18 protein-coding genes and 1 pseudogene are annotated in these 18,681 nt (G+C 69.4%); 7 read left to right on the top strand and 12 right to left on the bottom strand.

Annotation, left to right across the window (positions count from 1 at the left end; all coding sequences use genetic code 11):
• Window positions 1-3 precede the first annotated feature (3 nt).
• The 10 genes and pseudogenes from gspE to gspG all read right to left on the bottom strand — a co-directional run bounded on the left by gspE (window position 4) and on the right by gspG (window position 10,284).
• Window positions 4-1,545, bottom strand: a complete 1,542-nt coding sequence (gene gspE / locus EPAKOI_RS15605) for a type II secretion system ATPase GspE (RefSeq protein ID WP_172966018.1) — start codon at window positions 1,543-1,545, stop codon at window positions 4-6.
• Window positions 1,546-1,550: 5 nt separating this feature from the next.
• Entirely contained in the window at window positions 1,551-3,926 is a 2,376-nt protein-coding gene (gspD, locus tag EPAKOI_RS15600) for a type II secretion system secretin GspD (RefSeq protein WP_124685016.1), read from the bottom strand.
• A 37-nt stretch (window positions 3,927-3,963) separates the two neighbouring features.
• Window positions 3,964-4,770, bottom strand: a complete 807-nt coding sequence (locus EPAKOI_RS15595) for a type II secretion system protein N (protein ID WP_124682987.1) — start codon at window positions 4,768-4,770, stop codon at window positions 3,964-3,966.
• Window positions 4,770-5,375: a type II secretion system protein M gene (locus EPAKOI_RS15590; protein ID WP_124682988.1), complete on the bottom strand. Its 606-nt coding sequence runs from the start codon at window positions 5,373-5,375 to the stop codon at window positions 4,770-4,772. The genes EPAKOI_RS15595 and EPAKOI_RS15590 overlap by 1 nt, the downstream gene beginning before the upstream one ends.
• Window positions 5,372-6,960: pseudogene (gene gspL, locus EPAKOI_RS15585) on the bottom strand (type II secretion system protein GspL). Before gspL ends, EPAKOI_RS15590 begins: the two are co-directional and overlap by 4 nt.
• Window positions 6,961-7,204: 244 nt before the next feature.
• Complete coding sequence (gene gspK / locus EPAKOI_RS15580) at window positions 7,205-8,212, bottom strand: type II secretion system minor pseudopilin GspK (protein ID WP_423192571.1); 1,008 nt, start codon at window positions 8,210-8,212, stop codon at window positions 7,205-7,207.
• Window positions 8,212-8,937 (bottom strand): PulJ/GspJ family protein, encoded by a 726-nt coding sequence (locus EPAKOI_RS15575; protein ID WP_124682991.1) that lies wholly within the window; start codon window positions 8,935-8,937, stop codon window positions 8,212-8,214. Before EPAKOI_RS15575 ends, gspK begins: the two co-directional genes overlap by 1 nt.
• Entirely contained in the window at window positions 8,927-9,325 is a 399-nt protein-coding gene (gene gspI / locus EPAKOI_RS15570; RefSeq protein WP_124682992.1) for a type II secretion system minor pseudopilin GspI, read from the bottom strand. The genes EPAKOI_RS15575 and gspI overlap by 11 nt, the downstream gene beginning before the upstream one ends.
• Entirely contained in the window at window positions 9,322-9,831 is a 510-nt protein-coding gene (locus EPAKOI_RS15565) for a prepilin-type N-terminal cleavage/methylation domain-containing protein (protein WP_313837452.1), read from the bottom strand. Before EPAKOI_RS15565 ends, gspI begins: the two co-directional genes overlap by 4 nt.
• Before the next feature lie 18 nt (window positions 9,832-9,849).
• Window positions 9,850-10,284, bottom strand: coding sequence for a type II secretion system major pseudopilin GspG (gene gspG / locus EPAKOI_RS15560; RefSeq protein WP_172966019.1), 435 nt, complete (start codon window positions 10,282-10,284; stop codon window positions 9,850-9,852).
• Window positions 10,285-10,509: 225 nt separating this feature from the next.
• Between gspG and EPAKOI_RS15555 the strand changes: the two genes are divergently transcribed.
• The 5 genes from EPAKOI_RS15555 to EPAKOI_RS15535 all read left to right on the top strand — a co-directional run bounded on the left by EPAKOI_RS15555 (window position 10,510) and on the right by EPAKOI_RS15535 (window position 14,474).
• Window positions 10,510-10,965 (top strand): RrF2 family transcriptional regulator, encoded by a 456-nt coding sequence (locus EPAKOI_RS15555; RefSeq protein ID WP_172966020.1) that lies wholly within the window; start codon window positions 10,510-10,512, stop codon window positions 10,963-10,965.
• A gap of 94 nt (window positions 10,966-11,059) precedes the next feature.
• Window positions 11,060-12,280 (top strand): globin domain-containing protein, encoded by a 1,221-nt coding sequence (locus EPAKOI_RS15550; RefSeq protein WP_423192570.1) that lies wholly within the window; start codon window positions 11,060-11,062, stop codon window positions 12,278-12,280.
• A 177-nt stretch (window positions 12,281-12,457) separates the two neighbouring features.
• A complete protein-coding gene (locus tag EPAKOI_RS15545) occupies window positions 12,458-12,982 on the top strand; it encodes a type II secretion system protein N (protein ID WP_423192569.1) in 525 nt (174 codons plus the stop codon).
• A gap of 175 nt (window positions 12,983-13,157) precedes the next feature.
• On the top strand, window positions 13,158-13,772 hold the full coding sequence (locus tag EPAKOI_RS15540; RefSeq protein ID WP_313837121.1) for an EF-hand domain-containing protein: 615 nt from the start codon (window positions 13,158-13,160) through the stop codon (window positions 13,770-13,772).
• A 207-nt stretch (window positions 13,773-13,979) separates the two neighbouring features.
• Complete coding sequence (locus tag EPAKOI_RS15535) at window positions 13,980-14,474, top strand: Lrp/AsnC family transcriptional regulator (RefSeq protein ID WP_124682997.1); 495 nt, start codon at window positions 13,980-13,982, stop codon at window positions 14,472-14,474.
• Window positions 14,475-14,550: 76 nt separating this feature from the next.
• Here the strand turns inward: EPAKOI_RS15535 and EPAKOI_RS15530 are convergent, their stop codons facing one another.
• Window positions 14,551-15,249, bottom strand: a complete 699-nt coding sequence (locus EPAKOI_RS15530) for a GNAT family N-acetyltransferase (RefSeq protein WP_124682998.1) — start codon at window positions 15,247-15,249, stop codon at window positions 14,551-14,553.
• Window positions 15,250-15,593: 344 nt separating this feature from the next.
• Here EPAKOI_RS15530 and EPAKOI_RS15525 point away from each other — a divergent pair, with 344 nt between their 5' ends.
• Both EPAKOI_RS15525 and kefC read left to right on the top strand, forming a co-directional pair.
• The gene (locus EPAKOI_RS15525) at window positions 15,594-16,181 is read left to right on the top strand and encodes an NAD(P)H-dependent oxidoreductase (RefSeq protein ID WP_313837116.1); all 588 of its coding nucleotides are present in this window, start codon (window positions 15,594-15,596) and stop codon (window positions 16,179-16,181) included.
• Complete coding sequence (gene kefC, locus EPAKOI_RS15520) at window positions 16,181-18,004, top strand: glutathione-regulated potassium-efflux system protein KefC (RefSeq protein ID WP_313837114.1); 1,824 nt, start codon at window positions 16,181-16,183, stop codon at window positions 18,002-18,004. The genes EPAKOI_RS15525 and kefC overlap by 1 nt, the downstream gene beginning before the upstream one ends.
• Here kefC and EPAKOI_RS15515 read toward each other — a convergent pair.
• Window positions 18,001-18,639: a TetR/AcrR family transcriptional regulator gene (locus EPAKOI_RS15515; protein ID WP_423192568.1), complete on the bottom strand. Its 639-nt coding sequence runs from the start codon at window positions 18,637-18,639 to the stop codon at window positions 18,001-18,003. The two genes, kefC and EPAKOI_RS15515, sit on opposite strands and share 4 nt — an antisense overlap.
• Between the last annotated feature and the right edge of the window lie 42 nt (window positions 18,640-18,681).

The raw sequence follows: 18,681 nt of genomic DNA, 5'->3' as shown, positions 1-18,681 counted from the left end.
GGCTTACTCGCGCGTGACGCGCAGCACCTCTTCCAGCGAGGTGGCGCCGCTGTCGATCCAGCGCTGCGCGTCGCCGCGCATCGTGTGCATGCCCTTGGCCAGCGCCACCTGCTTGATCTCGGATTCGGGCTGCTGGCGGTGGATCATCGTCTGGATCTCGCTGTCCACGGTCAGCAGTTCGTAGACGCCCATCCGGCCCTGATAGCCCGAATGGCCGCACTTGTCGCAGCCCACGGCGTGCCACACGCGCTGCAGCGGGCGGCCCTCGGCCTGCAGCGTGGCGGCGTCGGCGGCGGTCACCTCGATCACTTCCTCGCGCTTGCAGTGCGGGCACAGGCGGCGTACCAGCCGCTGCGCCAGCACGCCCAGCAGCGACGACGACAGCAGGAACGGCTCGATCCCCATGTCCACCAGCCGCGTCACGGCCGACGCCGAGTCGTTGGTGTGCAGCGTGGCCAGCACCAGGTGGCCGGTCAGCGACGCCTGCACGGCAATCTGCGCCGTTTCCAGGTCGCGGATTTCGCCGATCATCACCACATCCGGGTCCTGCCGCAGGATCGCGCGCAGCGCCTTGCCGAACGTCATGTCGATACGCGGGTTCACCTGCGTCTGGCCGATGCCGTCGAGGTCGTACTCGATCGGGTCCTCGACGGTCATGATGTTCGTCGTGTGCGAATCGAGCCGCGACAGCGCCGCGTACAGCGTGGTGGTCTTGCCGGAGCCGGTCGGGCCGGTCACCAGCACGATGCCGTGCGGCTGGCGCACCAGGTGGTCGAAGCCGGCCAGCGTCTCGCGCGCCATGCCCAGCTTGGCCAGGTCCAGCCGGCCAGCCTCCTTGTCCAGCAGACGCAGCACCGCGCGCTCGCCGTGGCCGGTGGGCAGCGTCGACACGCGCACGTCAACCGGCCGGCCGCCCACGCGCAGCGTGATGCGGCCGTCCTGCGGCAGCCGTTTCTCGGCGATGTCGAGCTGCGCCATGATCTTGATCCGCGAGATCAGCGCGCCGTGCAGCGCCTTCTTGGGCCGCACCACGTCGCGCAGCGTGCCGTCCACGCGGAAGCGCACCACCGACGACGACTCGAACGGCTCGATGTGGATATCGGACGCCTGCTCGCGCGCGGCCTGCGTCAGCAGCGCGTTGATCATGCGGATGATCGGCGCGTCGTCCTCGGATTCGAGCAGGTCTTCCACGGCCGGGATGTCCTGCATCAGCCGCGACAGGTCCACCTCGCCCTCCACCTCGCCCACCACCTGGGCGGCCGAGCCGTCCTGGCGGTTGTAGGCGTCGGACATCGCCGCTTCCAGCGCGGCCGGCTCCAGCACGCGCAGGTGCAGCGCGCCATGCACGCGCGCCACTTCGGCCAGCGCGGCCGGCGAGGTCTTGCGGCTGACCCACACTTCCAGCCCGTCCGGGCGCTGATGGGCGATCAGCAGCGGGGCCTCGCGCGAGAACGAATACGACACCAGCCGCGCCGCCATGGGCGACGGCGGCTCCAGCGGGGCCTCGGCCCCGGCGGCGGGATTGGCGAGTGTTTCGGTAGCCATGGTGCTCAGCCCTGCGGGCGCTGGACGGCTGCCCCGTCGTTGAGCGACAGCGGACGCGGCGGCACCTGCGGCGCCGGCTGCGGTGCGGGCGCGGCCGGCAGCGTCGGGTCCAGCGGCAGCGGTGCCTGCACCGGCCCGTTGTAGCGCGGATCGACGAACGGCGCCGACGGCGCGTCGGCCGGCGGCAGCACCGGCGTGTCCTTGTCGCGTACGACCATGTTAGGCGACACGAAGCCCTGCTGCTGGCCGCGGATGTACTCGTAGCGGTCCTGCGTCAGGCGGTCGGTCGCGCCGGCCGTGCGCATCACGTACGGCCGCAGGAACACCAGCAGGTTGGTCTTCCGGCGGTTCTTGTTCTCGTAGCGGAACAGCGAACCCAGGTAGGGAATGTCGCCCAGCAGCGGCACCTTCTGCACGCCGTCGCCGTAGCTGTCCTCGATCAGGCCGCCCAGCACGATGATCTGGCCGTCGTCCACCAGCACGTTGGTCTCGATCGACCGCACGTTGGTGGTCGGCCCCTGGATCAGCGTGGCCGTGCTGGCCACCACCGACGACGACTCCTGGTAGATCTGCATCTTGACCTGGCCGCCTTCGGTGATCTGCGGGCGCACCCGCAGCGTGATGCCGACGTCCTTGCGGTCGAAGGTCTGGAACGGCGACACCGTCGACGTGCTGCCCGTCTGCGCGTACGAGCCGGTCGTGATCGGGATGTTCTGGCCGATCAGGATCTTGGCTTCCTCGTTCTCCAGCGTGATCAGGTTCGGCGTCGACAGCAGGTTCACGCTGTCGTTGGTGCCCAGCGCGCTGATCAGCGCGCCCAGGCCCGACGACCGGTTGACCACGCCGATGTTCAGCCCGCCGATGTCCGGCACAAGCTGCTGCGCGGCGGCAATGCCGGCCGTGTTGTTGTTCCGGTACAGCAGGCCGGCCAGCGTCAGGTTCAGGATGTTCTGGCCGCCGGTGCCGAAGTTCGTGCCGGCCACGCCAATCGTGTTGCCGGCCTGGTTGACGATGCCCTGCCACTGGATGCCAAGCTGCTGCGCCTGGGTGGCCGTGACCTCGACGATCATCGTCTCGATGTAGACCTGCGCGCGGCGCGCGTCCAGGTCGTCGATCACGACGCGCAGGTTGCGGTAGACCGGCTCGCTGGCGGTGATGATCAGCGAGTTGGTCGACTGGTCGGCCTGGATCGTGCCGCCCGTGGTCGGCTGCTGGTTGACCGCGAACGACGCCGAGAACGCGTTGGAGCCCGTGCCGCTGCCGAAGCCCGAGGACGACGACGATCCGCTGCGGTTGTAGCCCGTGGTGCCGCCCGAGTACTGGCCCGCCTGCTGCGTGCCCGTGTTCTGGAACGTGCCCGTGGTGGCGCTGGTGGCGCCGGCCTGGCCGGGCTGGGCCGTGCTGGCGAACGAGCTGTCGGCCGCGACGATCGCGCGCAGCGTGGCGGCCAGCTTCACGGCGTCGGCGTTCTTGAGCGGCACCACCCAGATGTTGCCGGGCCGCGCGAACGGCTGGTCGATCTTCTCGATCAACTGGCGTGCCTGCTGCACGCGCGCACGGCTCGTGGCGCGGATCATCAGCGAATTGCTACGCGGCTCGGCCACCACGGTGGTCCGCAGCGACGCATCGGTCGCGCCCGCGCCCCCGCCGGCACCGCCGGCCGCCGACGGGTCCAGCAGCTTCTGCAGCACCACGGCGGCGTCGCTGGCCACGGCATTCTTGAGCGGGATCAATTCCACCTCGCCCGACGCCGGCGCGTCCACGGCCGCGATGATGCGGGCCAGGCGGCGCAGGTTGTCGGCGTAGTCGGTAATGACCAGCGTGTTGTTGGCCGGGTAGGCGGTAATCGTGTTGTTCGGCGCAATCATCGGCCGCAGCACGGGCACGAGGTTGTTGGCCGACTCGTAGTTCAGGCGGAACACCTGCGTCACCACCTGGTCACCCCGGCCGGCGCCGCCGCCGATCACCGTGGGCGAGCCCTGCAGCTTGGCATCGGCCTCCGGCACGACCTTGGTGAACCCGTTCGACTCGACCATCGCGTAGCCCTGCATGCGCAGCACCGAGCCGAGCGTTTCCAGCGCCTGGGCGCGCGACACCGGCTGCTCGGTCACCAGGTTCACGGTGCCCTTCACGCGCGGGTCGATCACGAAATTCTTGCCCGTGGCCTGGCCCACCGCCTTGACGACCGATTCCAGGTCGGCGTTGACGAAGTTCAGCACCACCTGGTCGCGGTTGCGCGGCGTGATGTCGTTCGGTTGCGGCACCGGCTGCTGCGGCTGCGCCCAGGCCAGGGCCGGCGACAGCAGGGACAGGGTGCACAGCAGCGCCGTGGCGCGGGCGCAGGCGGTTCGGACAAGTCGGTGGGTGGATTGCGTGGTCATCATCGGTTCCAGGCTTGGGCTTCGGCAGCTTCGGCAATCAGAAGCGCAGCCTTGTCACGTTGTTTTCTGTTCGTCCCAGCAGGCTCAGCAGGCCCGCAAGCTGGGTGGCCGCCTCGGGGTCGGCGTGCGCCGTGCCCTCGAAGCGGGACTGCCGGCCAAGGGTGCCGCTGCCCTCCAGGTGCAGCGGCCCGGCCGTGGTGCTCAGTTGCAGCTTGCCATCGGCGCCGGTCAGGTCGACCTCCGCGCGATAGCTGCCCAGCGGGCGCAGGCGGCTCACCGCCGCGGACATCTGGTCGAGCTGCAGCGTCAGATGTCCGAATTTCTGGTTGCCGGCGAACTTGCCCTGCAGCGCGGACCAGTCCACGCGCATCGTGCCGTCCGGGCGCAGCGTGTTGAACGGCGCGCCGATGCCTTCCAGCAGCGACGCCGGCAGCCGGATGCTGCCCGGCTGCACGGTCCAGCCGGCCGGCGTGGCTGCCACCGTCACGGGTGCGGCCATCGCCATGTCCTGTTCCAGCACGATGCGCAGCGTGCCGGCCAGCATCGGCCAGAACGCCACGTCCCACGTGAGCCGGCCCGGCAGGACGGTGGCCGTCTGGCTGCCCGTGCCCGCCGACAGCGCCAGCGTGGCGCTGCCGTGCCAGAGCGTGCCCGCCGCGTCGGCCAGCAGCACGCGCCGGCCGGTTTCGGTGGCGATGCGGTCCGCCATCCACGTGGCCGGCATCGATGCCACCACGGTCACGGCCACCGTCGCGACGCCCAGTATCGCCCAGCGCAGCCACTGCCAGCCGCGCGACGCGCGGGCTTGCCGGCGGGGCAGGCGCAGTGCTTCGAGCCGCGCCATCAGTTGCGGCCGCCGGCACCGGGGCCCTGCAGCGTCGCCGTGACGTTGACCAGCGCCGTGGCGCCAACATAGCTGATGCGCGCGTCGGTCACCTTGAGGCGCTGCTGCGCGCGCACGTCCTGCAGCCAGCTTGCCACGGCGCCGAACGGCACCTTGTCCAGCTGGACCTGCACGGCGTTGTCGCCGGTGGCGGCCAGCCGCGTGGCCTTCAGGCCGTGCTGGTCCAGGTTGTCCTGCAGCGCCTGCGTCAGCGCATCGCCGCGTAGCGACGGTGCCGGGCTGGCCTGCAGGCCGCGCGCTTCCTGCGCCAGCGTTTCCATTTCGGCCAGGTCCGCACGCTGGGCGGGCAGGTTGCGGATCAGGCGGTCGCGGCCCGTGGCGGCCGGCTCCCAGAGCACGAGGTAGCCGAATACCAGGACCAGCACGACCGTGCCGCCGCCCAGGATGGCCTGCTCGCGCGGGTTGCGGGCGTTCCAGAAGGTGTCAAACCGCTCGCGCCAGGCGGGCGGCACGCGCGGCCGCAGGCGGGCCAGCCGGGCGGCCGGGCTGTTGCCGGCGGGCCGGGCGGCAGGCTTTGCGGGGTTGGTGGGCTTGGCGGGCGTCATGATGCGGCCCTGCCCGGCGCCTTGCCTTCGGCGCGCGATTCGCTGCGGATCGTCCAGCGCGATCCCGGCGGTGTGGGAGCCCCGCCCGCGCGGACGGCGGCGTCGGGTGGCGTCTTGTCTTCTTCCATCTGTAGGCCCGCCTGCCGCACGGCGCTGCGCAGGGCGTTGGTGTTGGTGCCGGCCTTGAGCGCGACGTAGAGCGTGCCGGCACGGTAGTCGAGCTGCAGCAGCGCGTCCGGCGGCAGGCTCTGCGCGGCGCGCGCGAAGCCATCGGCCAGCGGCAGGAAATCGCCCGGCGTGCTGCGGCCGCTGGCGGTGCGAAGCTGTTCGATCTGGCGGCGCATTAGCAGCGGCGGCTCGGCCACGGGCGGGACGTTCGGAAAGGCGGTGTGCAGGATGTCGACCTGGGCGGCCTCGATGCGCCGCGATTCCTGGCGCAGCATCAGCCACTGGGCGTTCATGCCGATGATCTGGACCAGCACCAGCGCCACGGCCAGCGCCACCGGCAGGCGCCAGGCCAGCAGGTTCCAGCGGTCCATCGTGCCCTGGGCGAATTCGAACTGGGCCAGGTCGACCTGCGGCTCGCGCAGGCAGGCTTCGGCGCCGGCCAGCCAGATGCGCCAGTCTTCGGAAATCCGCGATGCCCGCGCGATGCGGCGCTGGTTGCGCAGCGCCGGCACGGGCGCGTGGGCCAGGGCCGCCTTGTCGCCGTGCCATTCGCCGGCCGGGGCCAGCGCCTGCCACGCGGCCAGCGCCTGGTCGTTGAGCAGCAGGCCGAAGCCGTCGTAGGGGCCGGTGCGGACCGTGAGTTGCCACAGCCGGGCCGATTCGGCGGCGGCGGGCGGGGGCGCGGCGGCGTCGAGCAGTCCGGCCGACGGGGCCAGTGCCGACGCGGCGGCTTCCACGACCAGCGTGGCGGCCGGTACCGGTTCGTCCGGCACCACGGGCGCCTGCGGCACGGCCGGGGCGGGCGCGGGCGCCGGCTCGGCGCCTTCGGCCAGCGGGGGCGCGGCGCCTTCGGCCAGCGCCGGTTCGGGCAATTCGGCCGCAGCCGGGGTCTCGGCTTCGGGTTCGGGTTCGGCTTCCGCTTCGGCCAGCGGCAGGCAAGCTGCGCGGGCAGCACGCTGCGGCGGCGGTGCTTGTGTTCGGCGAACTGGTCCAGCGCGGCGCGCAGCCAGGCACGGTCGGTCACCATCAGCAGGCGGCGGCGCGGGCCGCGCGCCGGGGCGGACGGGTCCAGCGCGGGGCCCAGCGCGATGTGGCAGGGCGCGGCGTCGGTGGCCAGCACGTCTTCGATCAGGTTCGGCAGCGCCAGCCGCAGGCGGGCCGGCGGCAGCGGCGGGACCATCGCGGCGGTCAGCAGCACGTCGCTGGCGGCGACGATCAGGACCAGGCGGTCCGCGGCAGGCATGTCGGCGGGCAGTCCGTGGCCTTCGCGCAACAGCTCGGGCGCCGGCGGCGTGGCGCCGGGCCGGCTTTTCTCGGCGGAAGCCCGTACCAGCGCAAACGGCATCGCGCCAAACTGCCACGGTTGCGGCTGGTCATGCGGCCGGTGCGGCAGGCGGACGTAGAGCGTGGTACTCAAGATTTCCCTGTTATCAGTGGCGAAGTCGCGCTGGAGGCGCCTGGGAGCTGCGATGGGCCCCGGAATGCCGCCCTGGGCGGGCGCCACGGTGGCGCGCGGCAGGGTGCCGCGGTGGGCCGGGCTCGGTGCAGCAGCATACCTTGCCTGTGTGACTTAACCGCGTCAATAGCTACCCATCTGATTCTGCGGAAGGATGACGCCGACACGCATCGGGGCAAAAACCGGCTTGCGGCCCGGCGGCGTTTCAGCGTTGCGCGGGCATGGCGTCGGCGTCGCGCACCCAGACGATGCGGGTGCTGCTGCCGCTGCCCACGACGTCCGGTCGGTAGACCAGCGACACCTTGAGCCGCCGCGCCCGGTCGTGCCGCACCAGGCCGTAGATCAGGAAGTAGCGGGTTTTTACATCCACGGTGCCGGCGGAAGCGTCCGCCTGCGGGGCGATGCCACGGAGCTGGTTGGTGATGTCGCCCGTATTCCGGAAGTAGCTGCGGTCCCGCTGGCGCACCAGTTCGCGCGCGCGGTCGATCGGCAGCTTGTCGATCACGGCCGCCAGCACCTCGGCCTCGGCGGTATTGGCGTTGACCAGCGTGCGCTCCGGCAGCACCGTGACAAACGGCTCCAGCACCGCGATCATCGCCGGGGTGTAGCCGGGGATGGCCAGCAGGTCCTCGATGCTGTCGGGCGGGCGGGGCGCCGGCTGGCCGTTCGTCGATACGCCGCGCGCGGCGCGCAGGAAATACTGCGCCGTGGGCTCTGCCAGCCCGGCGTTCATGCCGAGCGTTTGAAGCAGGCGCCGGAAGGCCGCGAGGCTGACGGGATTGACGTTGACGACCCGGCCCGTGGCGTCGGCCTGCCATTCATAGAGGTTGGTCAGGTTGAAGCGCGCCTGGGCGTCGAGGATCCGGCCAGAGACGAACGACGTCTCGCCGCCTTCGGCCGTGCTGACGCCGGCGCCCAGGAAGTCGGACAGCCGGGTTTCGGCCACGGGCACCGACCACGGCTCGCCCAGGTAGTCGACCTGCGAGCGGCGCTGGTCGTCGCGCAGGATCAGCCGCGACCAGTCGACGGCCGCCTTCTCGATCCACGCGGCCTGGGCCACCAGGCGCTGGTTCTCGATGGAGCGGATCTGCACCTGCTGGCGCCAGAGCATGCCCGAAACCACGACCACGGCCAGCGTCACCATCAGCAGCGCGGTGACCACGGCGGCGCCGTGCTGGCGCGACAGGGGGCGGAAGCGGATGGCGCGCGTCATCACATCCCCGTCATGCAGACTTTCTGGAACTGACGCGGCGTGTCGCCGTCGCCCATCCGGGCCAGCACGGTCAGCTCCACCGCGCGCAGCGACACGGCGTCAGAAAAGGTCGATGCCTGCGCGTCGCTGGCGCCGGTGGCCTGGGCGGCCGCCGCCGCCGCGCTGGCCGCCGCGTTGCCCTGCACCAGGGCCGTGCGCACGCGGTTGCTGTCGACCACCCAGCCCACCGGCTCCACCCAGGCGCGGGCCGAAAGCTGGTCGGCCTGGCCCAGCAGCGGCCGCACCTGCACGCCGGTGCTGCCGGCCTGCCGCAGCGCCAGCAGCGCGCTCTGCACGTCGTTGCGGGAAATGGCGGCGCGGCTGGCCACGCGCACCACGGTGTCGCCGTCGAGCCGGTACGCCACCACCTGCCACGTCGGCGGCTGGCCTTCGTCGCGGCGGTCGCGCACCATCAGCAACTGGTTCGGCGCGATCTCGACCGGGCTGGCCTGCAGTTGCGCGGGCTGCGCCAGGTGTTCGCAATCGGACTGGAACTGGCCGTAGAGGACCTTGAGCGCGTCGAGCCGGGCGTCGTGGTCGATCAGCCGCTCGCGCGTGCGGGTCAGGGAATCGAGCGCGCGCCAGCCGATGACGGCCATCACCGCCAGCAGCGTGATGGCCACCAGCATCTCCAGCAGCGTGAAGCCGCGCGGGCGGGCGCGGCGGAGGCGGCGCTCAGAGGACATTGCGGGATTCATTGGGCACCAGCGTCACCAGCCACGCCAGCCGTACCGACTTGTTGGTGGCCGATGGATACACGGCGATCTCGACGCGCCGGAACGACGGGTTGGGCGTGCCCGAGATCGATTCCTCGCACCACAGCGCCACGCCGCCCTGCGGGCAGTCGTAGCCGCGCGTGCCCGGTTCGGGCCAGGTCTTCGACAGCCGCAGCGTGGCCAGGTGGTTCTCGGCGCTGAACTCGGCCAGCATGCGCTGCTGCAGCGACGCGCTGGACTCGGTCATCGACCCCATCGCGCGCATGGCGGCGGTCAGCGCGACGGCCAGGATGGTCAGCGCCACCAGTACCTCGATCAGCGTGAAGCCGGCCGGGGCCGGGCGGGGGCGCCGGCTCATTGCGTCACCGTGGCCACGTAGCGGCCGCTGCCGTCGCCGGCCACATCCACGCGGATGTCGCCGCGGGTGAGCACCAGCCGCTGCGGTTCGTCGATCAGTTCACGGCCGAAGATCAGGCGCACGGGGCCGTTGCCAGGCTGGCGGCCGCCCTGGACGATCACGGCGCCGTCCAGCGGAATGCGCCAGCGGCCCGGTGCAAAGACGTCGGTGCGCAGCGGCACCCAGCCCTGCGGCGTGGATTCCAGAAAGCGCCAGCCCGTGGCGTCGCCTTCCCAGGCCAGCGGCCGGGCGCCTAGCTGTGCGTCTTCCTGGGCGAGTTCGAACAGGCGGGCGATGCGCTGGCCGTCATCGAGCACACGGCCGCGGTCGTTGGGCGTGGCGTTGACGGCCACCAGGGAAATGACGATGCCGGCGATCACCATGACCACCAGCAGTTCGAGCAGCGTGAAGCCGTGCGGCCGGCGACGCTGGAGAAAGGCGGCCTGGCCGCGCGGCGTCGCCGGCATCATGAGGAAAGTGGGCGCTTATTCCCAGTTGCCGATGTCGGCGTCGTTGCCGCTGCCGCCGGCCTGCCCGTCGGCGGCCAGGCTGAAGACGTCGATCTCGCCGCGCACACCGGGGTTCAGGTACTGGTAGGGATGGCCCCACGGGTCCTTCGGCAGCTTTTCCAGGTAGCCGCCGCCCTTCCAGTTGTTCGGCACCGGCTCGGTGGTGGGCTTGCTGACCAGCGCGGCCAGGCCCTGCTCGGTGGTGGGATAGCGGCCATTGTCCAGGCGGTACAGCTTCAGCGCCTGCATGATCGACGAGATGTCCTGGCGCGCGGCCACGATGCGGGCCTCGTCGGGGCGGCTCATGATCTTCGGCACGACCAGCGCCGCGAGCACGCCCAGGATCACGATCACGACCATGATCTCGATCAGCGTGAAGCCACGGGCGCGGCGGCGGGGAGCGTTCTGCATGGCGGAAGGCTGGAGGACGGTTCTGCGCATCGGTTGGTATGCCTTGATGTCAGGAGTGGACGATATGGTGGGAGAGTATAACCCTCGTCTCATGACCATTTGGTGTGCCGGGAGCGGCGCAGGTACCGCAATCCGGCCATGGGCGTGCCGGTGCCGCCGCAGCCATGTGCAATTGCAACAAAAATCTTGCATTGCAGATGCACGTTAACTATGATTCCCGTCAAGATGCAACTGACCCGATTCTCCGACTACGCGCTGCGCCTGCTGATGTATGTCTCGCGCGGCGACGGCACCCGGCCCATCACGATCGCCGAGGTAGGCCAGCAATTCGACATTTCGCACAACCATCTTGTCAAGGTGGCGGCGCGGCTGTCGAAGCTGGGCTGGATCTCGGCCACGCGCGGGCGCCATGGCGGCCTGCAGATGGGCCCCGGCGCCGGCAAGCTGTCGATCGGAACGATCCTGCGCGAGCTGGAAGGCCACAAGTCGATCATCGACTGCTCCGAACCCGCGTGCGCGCTGCACGGCAATTGCCGGCTCAAGCGTGCGCTGGACCAGGCGGAGGAGGCGTTCTACCAGGCGCTGGACGGCGTGACGCTGGACGATGTGTCCGGCAACAGCCGCACGGCAGAGTCGATCATCAACCTGCATCGCGATTTCCTGAGCCGGCGCGCGGCCTGAGGACGGGGCAAGACCCCGCCGCAGGCAGCCGCCGGTTTTATTGTGCGAGAAAACATGCATATAAGATGCATTAAATAACAAGGAGTCCTTTCTGATGTTGTCCGCTGCTTCCCGCCCCTATATCGATGCCAGCGTCCCCGTGCTGCGCGAGCACGGCCTTGCCATTACCACCCATTTCTACCGCGAGATGTTCGCGGCCCGGCCCGAGCTGAAGAACCTGTTCAACATGGGCAACCAGGCCAATGGATCGCAGCAGCAGTCGCTGGCGTCGGCCGTGTTCGCCTATGCCGCCAACATCGACCGCGCCGACGTGCTGGCGCCGGTGGTGGAGCGCATCGTCCACAAGCACGTGGCCGTGGGCCTGACGCCGGCGCACTATCCGATCGTCGGCAAGTACCTGCTGGAAGCGATTGCCGCGGTGCTGGGCGCCGCCGCCACGCCACCGCTGCTGGCCGCCTGGGACGAAGCCTACTGGCTGCTGGCCGGCGAGCTGATCGCGGCCGAGGCGCGGCTCTATGACCGTCACGACGTCAAGGCGGGCGAGCTGCAGCGCGTGCGCGTGGTGCAGCGCGAGGAAGAGGGCGAGCACGTGGTGGCGCTGACGCTGGCCGCGGCCGACGGGTCGCCGCTGCGCGACTTTGCGCCGGGGCAGTACATCAGCGTCGAGGCTGTGCTGGCCGACGGGTACCGCCAGCTTCGCCAGTACTCGTTGTCCGGCGAGCGCGGGCTGCCGACGTGGCGCATTTCGGTCCAGCGCGAGCCCGGCAACGCCGAGACGCCGGCCGGCGCGGTGTCGAACTGGGTGCACGACCATGCCCACGTCGACACCACGCTGAACGTGAGCACGCCGTGGGGCGACTTTGCGCCGGAAATCGACGGACGCCGGCCGATCGTGCTGATGTCGGCCGGTATCGGCGTCACGCCGATGGTGTCGGTGCTGCGCACGCTGGCCCGCGAGAATCCGCATCGGCCGGTACTGTTCGCGCACGCCGCGCGCCACGGCCAGCACCATGCGCATCGGGGCGACGTGGCCTGGGCCCGCGCGCGGATGCCGAACCTGCGTACCCACATCAGCTACGAGGCGCCGCTGGCGGCCGATGTTGCCGGTGCCGACTACGACCACGCCGGGACCATGCCGATCGCGTCGCTGCTGCAGGCCCAGGAAACGTCGGCGTTCAACGATGCCCGCTTCTACCTGTGCGGCCCGCTGGGGTTCATGCAGGCTCAGCGCCATGCGCTGATCGGCGCCGGCATTCCGGTGGGCCATATCCACCGTGAAGTGTTCGGCCCGGACCTGCTCGACGACCTGCTCTGAGCTGGCCCCGCGCCGGCCGGGCGACGCGGCACGACTGACAGACAATCGTCGCATCCGTCTGGTACGCTTGGCAGGTCTCCTGCTTCCGCCGCCCGGCGTACGTTCGTGCCCACTCTCACCCGGCCTGCCTTCCGTCTTGACCTGACCGCTCCCTGGCTGCCTCGCGCAGCCAGTCTGATGTTGTTTGTTGCACTGTGCGCGCTGGTGACGCATTGGGTGTTGGGCTTCGGCGCGATGCGGACGATTCCCGTACCCGAATCGGCGCGCGTGGCGCAGACCGAGGCCGTGGAGACCGGCGCCACAGCCACGCTGTTCGGCGGCAGCGCCCAGCCGGGCGTGCGCGACGTGCAGGTGATTGGCGTGGTGGCGACCGTCAGCGGCGCCGGCCCGGCCGCGGCGATCGTGTCGCTCGATGGCGGCCCGCCGAAGGCCGTGCGCGTCGGCGCCACGCTGTCGCCGCAGATCCGCCTGGTGGAAATACACGGCCGCACGGTCGTGATCGAACGCAATGGCGTGCGTCAGGAAATCGCGCTGCCGCTGCAGAACGCGGCGGCGGGCGGGCCTGGCAGTCTGCCGGCCCCGCCGCCGGCCGGCGCGGCCGCGCCGCTGTCGACGCCCATGCCGGCGCCGGTGCTGGCTGCGCCGCCAGCGCAGGAGCCTCACGCGGGCGGATCGGGCGAGAACCAGATTCCGCGCGACTGATCCAATCGTAAAAATCCGCGTTTCAAAGCGTTGCGCAATATTTGACTGTCTTACGTGTGTTCAGCGCGGGAGTCGAATCTGTGAGCCCCGTAACAACGTATTAAAAATGCCAACTCTGACGGGGGCGCTGCGTTCTAATCCGTACATGCCCAACGTCATGAAAAGGAGCACGGACATGCAACGCACCCAAAAGACGCACATCCTCAAGAGCTTTGTCGTGGCCTCGGCCATGGTCGTCGCGGCCGGCGCCGCCTTCGCCCAGACCAGCCCGGCCCCCGCACCGGCCGCGCCCGGCGCCACGCAGGGCGATACCGCCCCGCACCACCGCATGGGCGGTCCCGGCGAGCACGGCCACCATGGCGGCGGCAAGATGTGGATGAAGTCGGTGGACACCGACGGCGATGGCGCCATCTCGAAGGCCGAAGCCGACGCGCTGTTTAACAAGATCGACACCAACCGCGACGGCAAGCTGGACAAGTCGGAAATGGCGGCCTACCGCAAGACGCAGTGGGAACAGCGCCGGTCCGAGATGAAGGCCGAGTTCGACGCCAAGTTCAAGGCTGCCGACAAGAACAACGACGGCGCGCTGACCCGCGACGAGTTCAAGACGGCCTTCCCGCGCATGGCCAACCGGTTCGACAAGCTCGACGCCAACCGCGACGGCAAGGTGACGATGGCCGAGATCCAGTCCGACATGCAGAAGATGCACAAGGACCGGATGGACCGCATGGAACGTCGCGGCCCGGGCGGTGCCTCGGCGCCGGCGGTCCCGTCGACCAGCGGCAACTAAGCCGGCGCGCAAGCGCTCACGAACGCGGCCTCCGGGCCGCGTTTTTTCGTTGGCTGGCACCATCCTTGCCTCCTTGCACGTGATGCATGCGCCCGCCGCATATGCCCACCGTACTTGTCCTTACATGAAATAAATTGCGGACTTGTGCACGACTTGCTAAATTTGCGCAAAAAAATTGCCGACAAACATATTGCGGAGCAACAAAACGTGAGCAAGGTGGAGCTGGACAAAATCGACCGGAAAATACTGGAGGTCCTGCAGACCAATGGGAGGCTGACGAATCTGGAAGTGGCCGAGCGCGTGAACCTGTCGCCCAGCCCCTGCCTGCGCCGTATCCGCCGGCTGGAGGAAATCGGCGTGATTCGCCAATACGCCGCGCTGCTGGAGCCGAACAAGATCGGCCTCGGGCTGCTCGCCTATATCAACGTCCGGCTGGAAAAGCAGGGCGGCACGCCCAAGGGCAAGGCGCCGCTGGACCTGTTCCGCGCCGCGATCCAGAACTGGCCCGAAGTGGCCGCCTGCCACGCCATGACCGGCGAGATGGACCTGCTGCTGAAGGTCTATGTGGAAGACATGGAGCACTTTGCGCGCTTCATGCAGGAGCAGCTGCTGGCGCATCCGTCGGTGATCGACGTGCGGTCGAGCTTCGCGCTGGAGTCGATCAAGGACACCACGGCCCTGCCGGTGGCCGGCGCCGCCTGACGTCCCGCGCACCAAACGAAAAACGGCGCACCGTGATGGTGCGCCGTTTTGCATGGGGCGGCTGGCCGGCGGGCGGTCAGGCGGTGCCCTTCTGCGGCACCAGCGAACGCCAGAAGCGCAGGCCGAAACGGCGGGCATCGCGCAGGTTGCGGCGGACCAGGTAGTCCAGGTCGGCCACCTGCTCGTCAATGGCTTCGGTCAGGCGGCTTACCGTGTCGGCGGGCGGCAGTTCCAGGTAGGCATCGGCCTCGCCGTAGGCGTACTGGACCTTCATGCCGGCCTTCTTGGCGATGTGCATCATCGCCGCGTTGCGCGACAGGCAGTGCATGTAGAGCGTGCGGACATGGGTGTTGCGGCCGTGCATGGCGGCGCGCTGGAACAGGGCGCTGCCGATGCCGCGCCCGCGGGCGCTCTTCGAGACCGACACGCCAAACTCCGCCACGCGGCCCTGCGCGTTGTCGCGCAGGTTGGCAAAGTGGCCCACGCCCACCAGTTCCAGGTGTTCGTCATAGACGCCGAACACCGAGTCATGGTCGAAGTCGATGCTCTCGACGTAGGCTTCGATCACGTGGTTGCCAACGGACTGGCCAAAACGGAGCAGGCGATCTTCCTCGCCCAGGGCGAGAAAATGCTTCTGCAGGCGCGAGCGATGATGGGCCGCGAGTTCCCGCACCAGGGTGGTGGGGCGCTGGCTGGCCTGGCTCGCCTCGGCTGCGCGGCGAAGATCTTCGTCGGTGACAGCGCCGACGGCCTTGCTCAGTTCGAGCGGGTTCACTTTGGTTTCCTTCTTCCGGGATCGGTATAAAAATAGCACCGGCGCCGTGTCTGCCTGCTCGTTTTCGGACGATGCGGCATTTGTGATGCAAAATGCCGGATTCGGGCAAACACTAGGTTGCTGCGATGCGAAAAGTATTGTAGTGGAATTGTCAGCCTGGCGTAAGCTTCAGAACCGTCCGTCTGCGGCCAGAAAGTGCCGCATATCAAAAAGAACCGAATAATCATGGACTTGCCAGCGCGACCGGGCCGCTATTGGGGCGGGTGTTGTGGATATGCTGCAACGCCGCACCGGCCCGGCCCGCCGCCGGCATCGGTCCGACCGGCCAGGAATGCCCGCCCTCGATGAACGAGCCACCCATTGTTGTGATCTATGCGCATCCCGCGCCCCGCCGCTCCCGCGTCAACCACCCGCTGGCCGAGGCGCTGGCGGAACTCCCCCATGTCGAGGTGCGCGAGCTGTACCGGCGCTATGTCGACTACGACATCGACGTCGTGGCCGAGCAGCGCCTGCTGTCGACGGCCGAAACGGTCGTGCTGCTGTTTCCGGTGCGCTGGTACAGCGTGCCGGCGCTGCTGAAGCTCTGGCTCGACGACGTGCTGGAGATGGGCTGGGCCTACGGCCCCGGTGGCACCGCGCTGCGCGGCAAGTCGATGCTGGCCGTGGTCAGCACGGGCGGCCATGCCGATGCCTACGGCCCGGACGGCACCCACGGCCATCCGATTGGCGATTTCCTGCTGCCGCTGGAACAGACCGCGCTGCTGTGCGGCATGACGTGGATGCCGCCCATCGTGCTGCATGACGCCGACCGTGCCGATACCGACGCCGTCGCGCTCCATATCGAACACGTCGCGCGCCATCTGGCCGCGCCGCCGCTGCCGCCCGGCGTGCAGGACTTTCCGGAAACGGAAGTCACCGGGGAGGGCGCCTGATGAACCAGCATGACTTTCTGATCGCGCTGCTGGTGTTCCTGGTGGCCGCCGTGGTGGCCGTGCCGGTGGCACGCCGCTTCCAGCTTGGTGCCGTGCTGGGCTACCTGATTGCCGGCGCGGCCATCGGGCCGTTCGCGCTGCGGCTGGTGACCAATGTCGAGTCGATCCTCCATTTCTCGGAGTTCGGCGTCGTGCTGATGATGTTCGTGATCGGCCTGGAACTGGAGCCGCGCAAGCTCAAGGCGCTCAAGCGCAGCATCTTCGGGTATGGGTCGGTGCAGATGGCCGCCTGCGCGCTGGCTATCGGGGCGGTGGCGGCGGCCTTCGGCGCGCCGTGGCAGGTGGCGATCGTGGCGGGCCTGGGCCTGGCGCTGTCGTCCACGGCCATCGCGTTCGCCACGCTGGCCGAACGCAACCTGATGAACACCGGCGCCGGGGCGGCCAGCTTCGGCATCCTGCTGTTCCAGGACATTGCCGCCATTCCGATGATCGCGCTGCTGCCGCTGCTGGCGGCCGACGCGGGCGGGGCGGCCACCGCGCACGGCCCGGAGAACTGGCAGACGGCCGCCAAGGCCGTGGCCGTGATCGGCGCCGTGGTGGTGGGCGGGCGCTACCTGGTGCGGCCGGCGCTGCGGATCATCGCCCGGACCGGCATGCGCGAGATGTTCACCGCGTTCGCGCTGCTGCTGGTGGTGGGCATCGCGCTGATGATGGACGCGGTGGGGCTGTCGATGGCGCTCGGCACGTTCGTGGCCGGCGTGCTGCTGGCCGATTCGGAATACCGCCACGCGCTGGAGGCCGACATCGAGCCGTTCAAGGGGCTGCTGCTCGGGCTGTTCTTCATGGCCGTGGGCATGTCGATCGACTTCGCCATCCTGGCGCAGTCGCCGGGCAAGGTGGTGGGCTTCGTGGTGGCGTTCGTGCTGGTCAAGACGGCGGTGCTGACGATGCTGGCGCGGCGCTTTGGCGTGTCGCGCGGGCAGTGGCTGCTGTTCGGGCTGCTGATCTCGCAGGGCGGCGAGTTTGCGTTCGTGGTGTTTGCCGAGGCCCGCACGGTCGGCCTGCTGCCCAAGGACACCGAGGCGCTGCTGGTGCTGATCGTGGCGCTGTCGATGGTGGCCACGCCGCTGCTGCTGCTGATGTTCGACAAGCTGCTGGCACCGCGCCTGAACGCGATGTCGCAGCGGCCCGACGACGAGATCACCAATCATCACAATCCGGTGATCATCGCCGGCTTCGGCCGCTTCGGCCAGATCATCGGCCGGCTGCTGTACGCGCAGGGCGTGGGCGTGACGGTGCTGGACCACGATCCGGACCAGATCGAGTTCCTGCGCCAGTACGGCTTCAAGATCTTCTATGGCGATGCCACGCGGATGGACCTGCTGGAGGCCGCCGGCGCCGGCGAGGCGCGCATCCTGATCGTCGCGATCGAGGACCTGGACGACAACCTGGCCCTGATCGACAAGGTGCGCCACCGCTGGCCGGAACTGCGGATCTACACGCGGGCGCGGCACGTCTCGCACGTCTACCAGCTCATGGACCGCGGCATCGACGCCAGCAGCTACGAGCGCGAGATGTTCGAGGGTTCGCTGGCGCTGGGCCGCAAGGTGCTGGAAGGGCTGGGTTTCGACCCCGTGGAGGCGCGCGGCGTGGCGCTGCGCTTCCGGCGCCACAACATCCAGGCCATCGAGCGCTTCTACCCGTACTACAAGGACCAGAAGAAGCTGGTGTCGATGGCCAAGCAGGCGCGCGACGAGCTGGAGGAAATGTTCCGCCAGGACCGCGAGCAGCGCCGCAAGCAGGAAGAGGCCGAGTGGTCCTAGCGGGCCGGGCGGCCGGCCGCGGCCAGCGGCGCCGCGCCGGCCGCCAGGCCGTTTTCGAGCAGGCCGACCACCATTTCGGCAAAGCCCGAGTACGATAGCCGGCCGCCGGGCTTGAGCCACGTGAAGGTCCAGTTGATCATGCCGAAGACGGTCATGGTCAGGGCGGTCTGGTTGTCGGCGGTCACCCGCTCGGGGTAGGCCCGCTGCAGCAGCCGCGCAAAGGCCGCCACGACGTCGCGCTCGCGCTGCAGGATCTGGTTGCGCTGGGCTTCGGCCAGGAACTTCACGTCGTTGATCAGCGCGATATGGCGGGTTTGCGACGTCTCGTACTCAGCCAGGAAGGCCCGCAGCAGTTCGGCAAAGGTCTCGCGGTGGCCGCGGCCGTGGCGCTCGCCGTCGCGTTCCACTTCCGTGACGATCTGCATCAGCTGGCCCGTGTAGCGGTCCAGCAGGTCGAACAGGATTGCTTCCTTGCTCTCGTAGTAGTGGTAGAGCCGCGCTTTCGAGGTGCCGCAGGCGGCGGCCAGGTCGGCCATCGACGTGCTCGGATAGCTCGTGGCCGCGAAGGCTGTCGCCGCCAGGTCCAGGATCTGCTCGCGTTGCGCCTCGAAATCGGGCGCCTTGGTTCTTGCCATAGGGGTCGGATCGATCCGCCTGTTGTGCTGTTATCGGTACGG

Source organism: Cupriavidus sp. H18C2, from assembly GCF_049393795.1.
Taxonomy (GTDB): Bacteria; Pseudomonadota; Gammaproteobacteria; order Burkholderiales; family Burkholderiaceae; genus Cupriavidus; species Cupriavidus pauculus_C.
The sequence above is the reverse complement of the archived record's forward strand: the minus strand, read 5'-3'. Positions and strand labels throughout refer to the sequence as shown.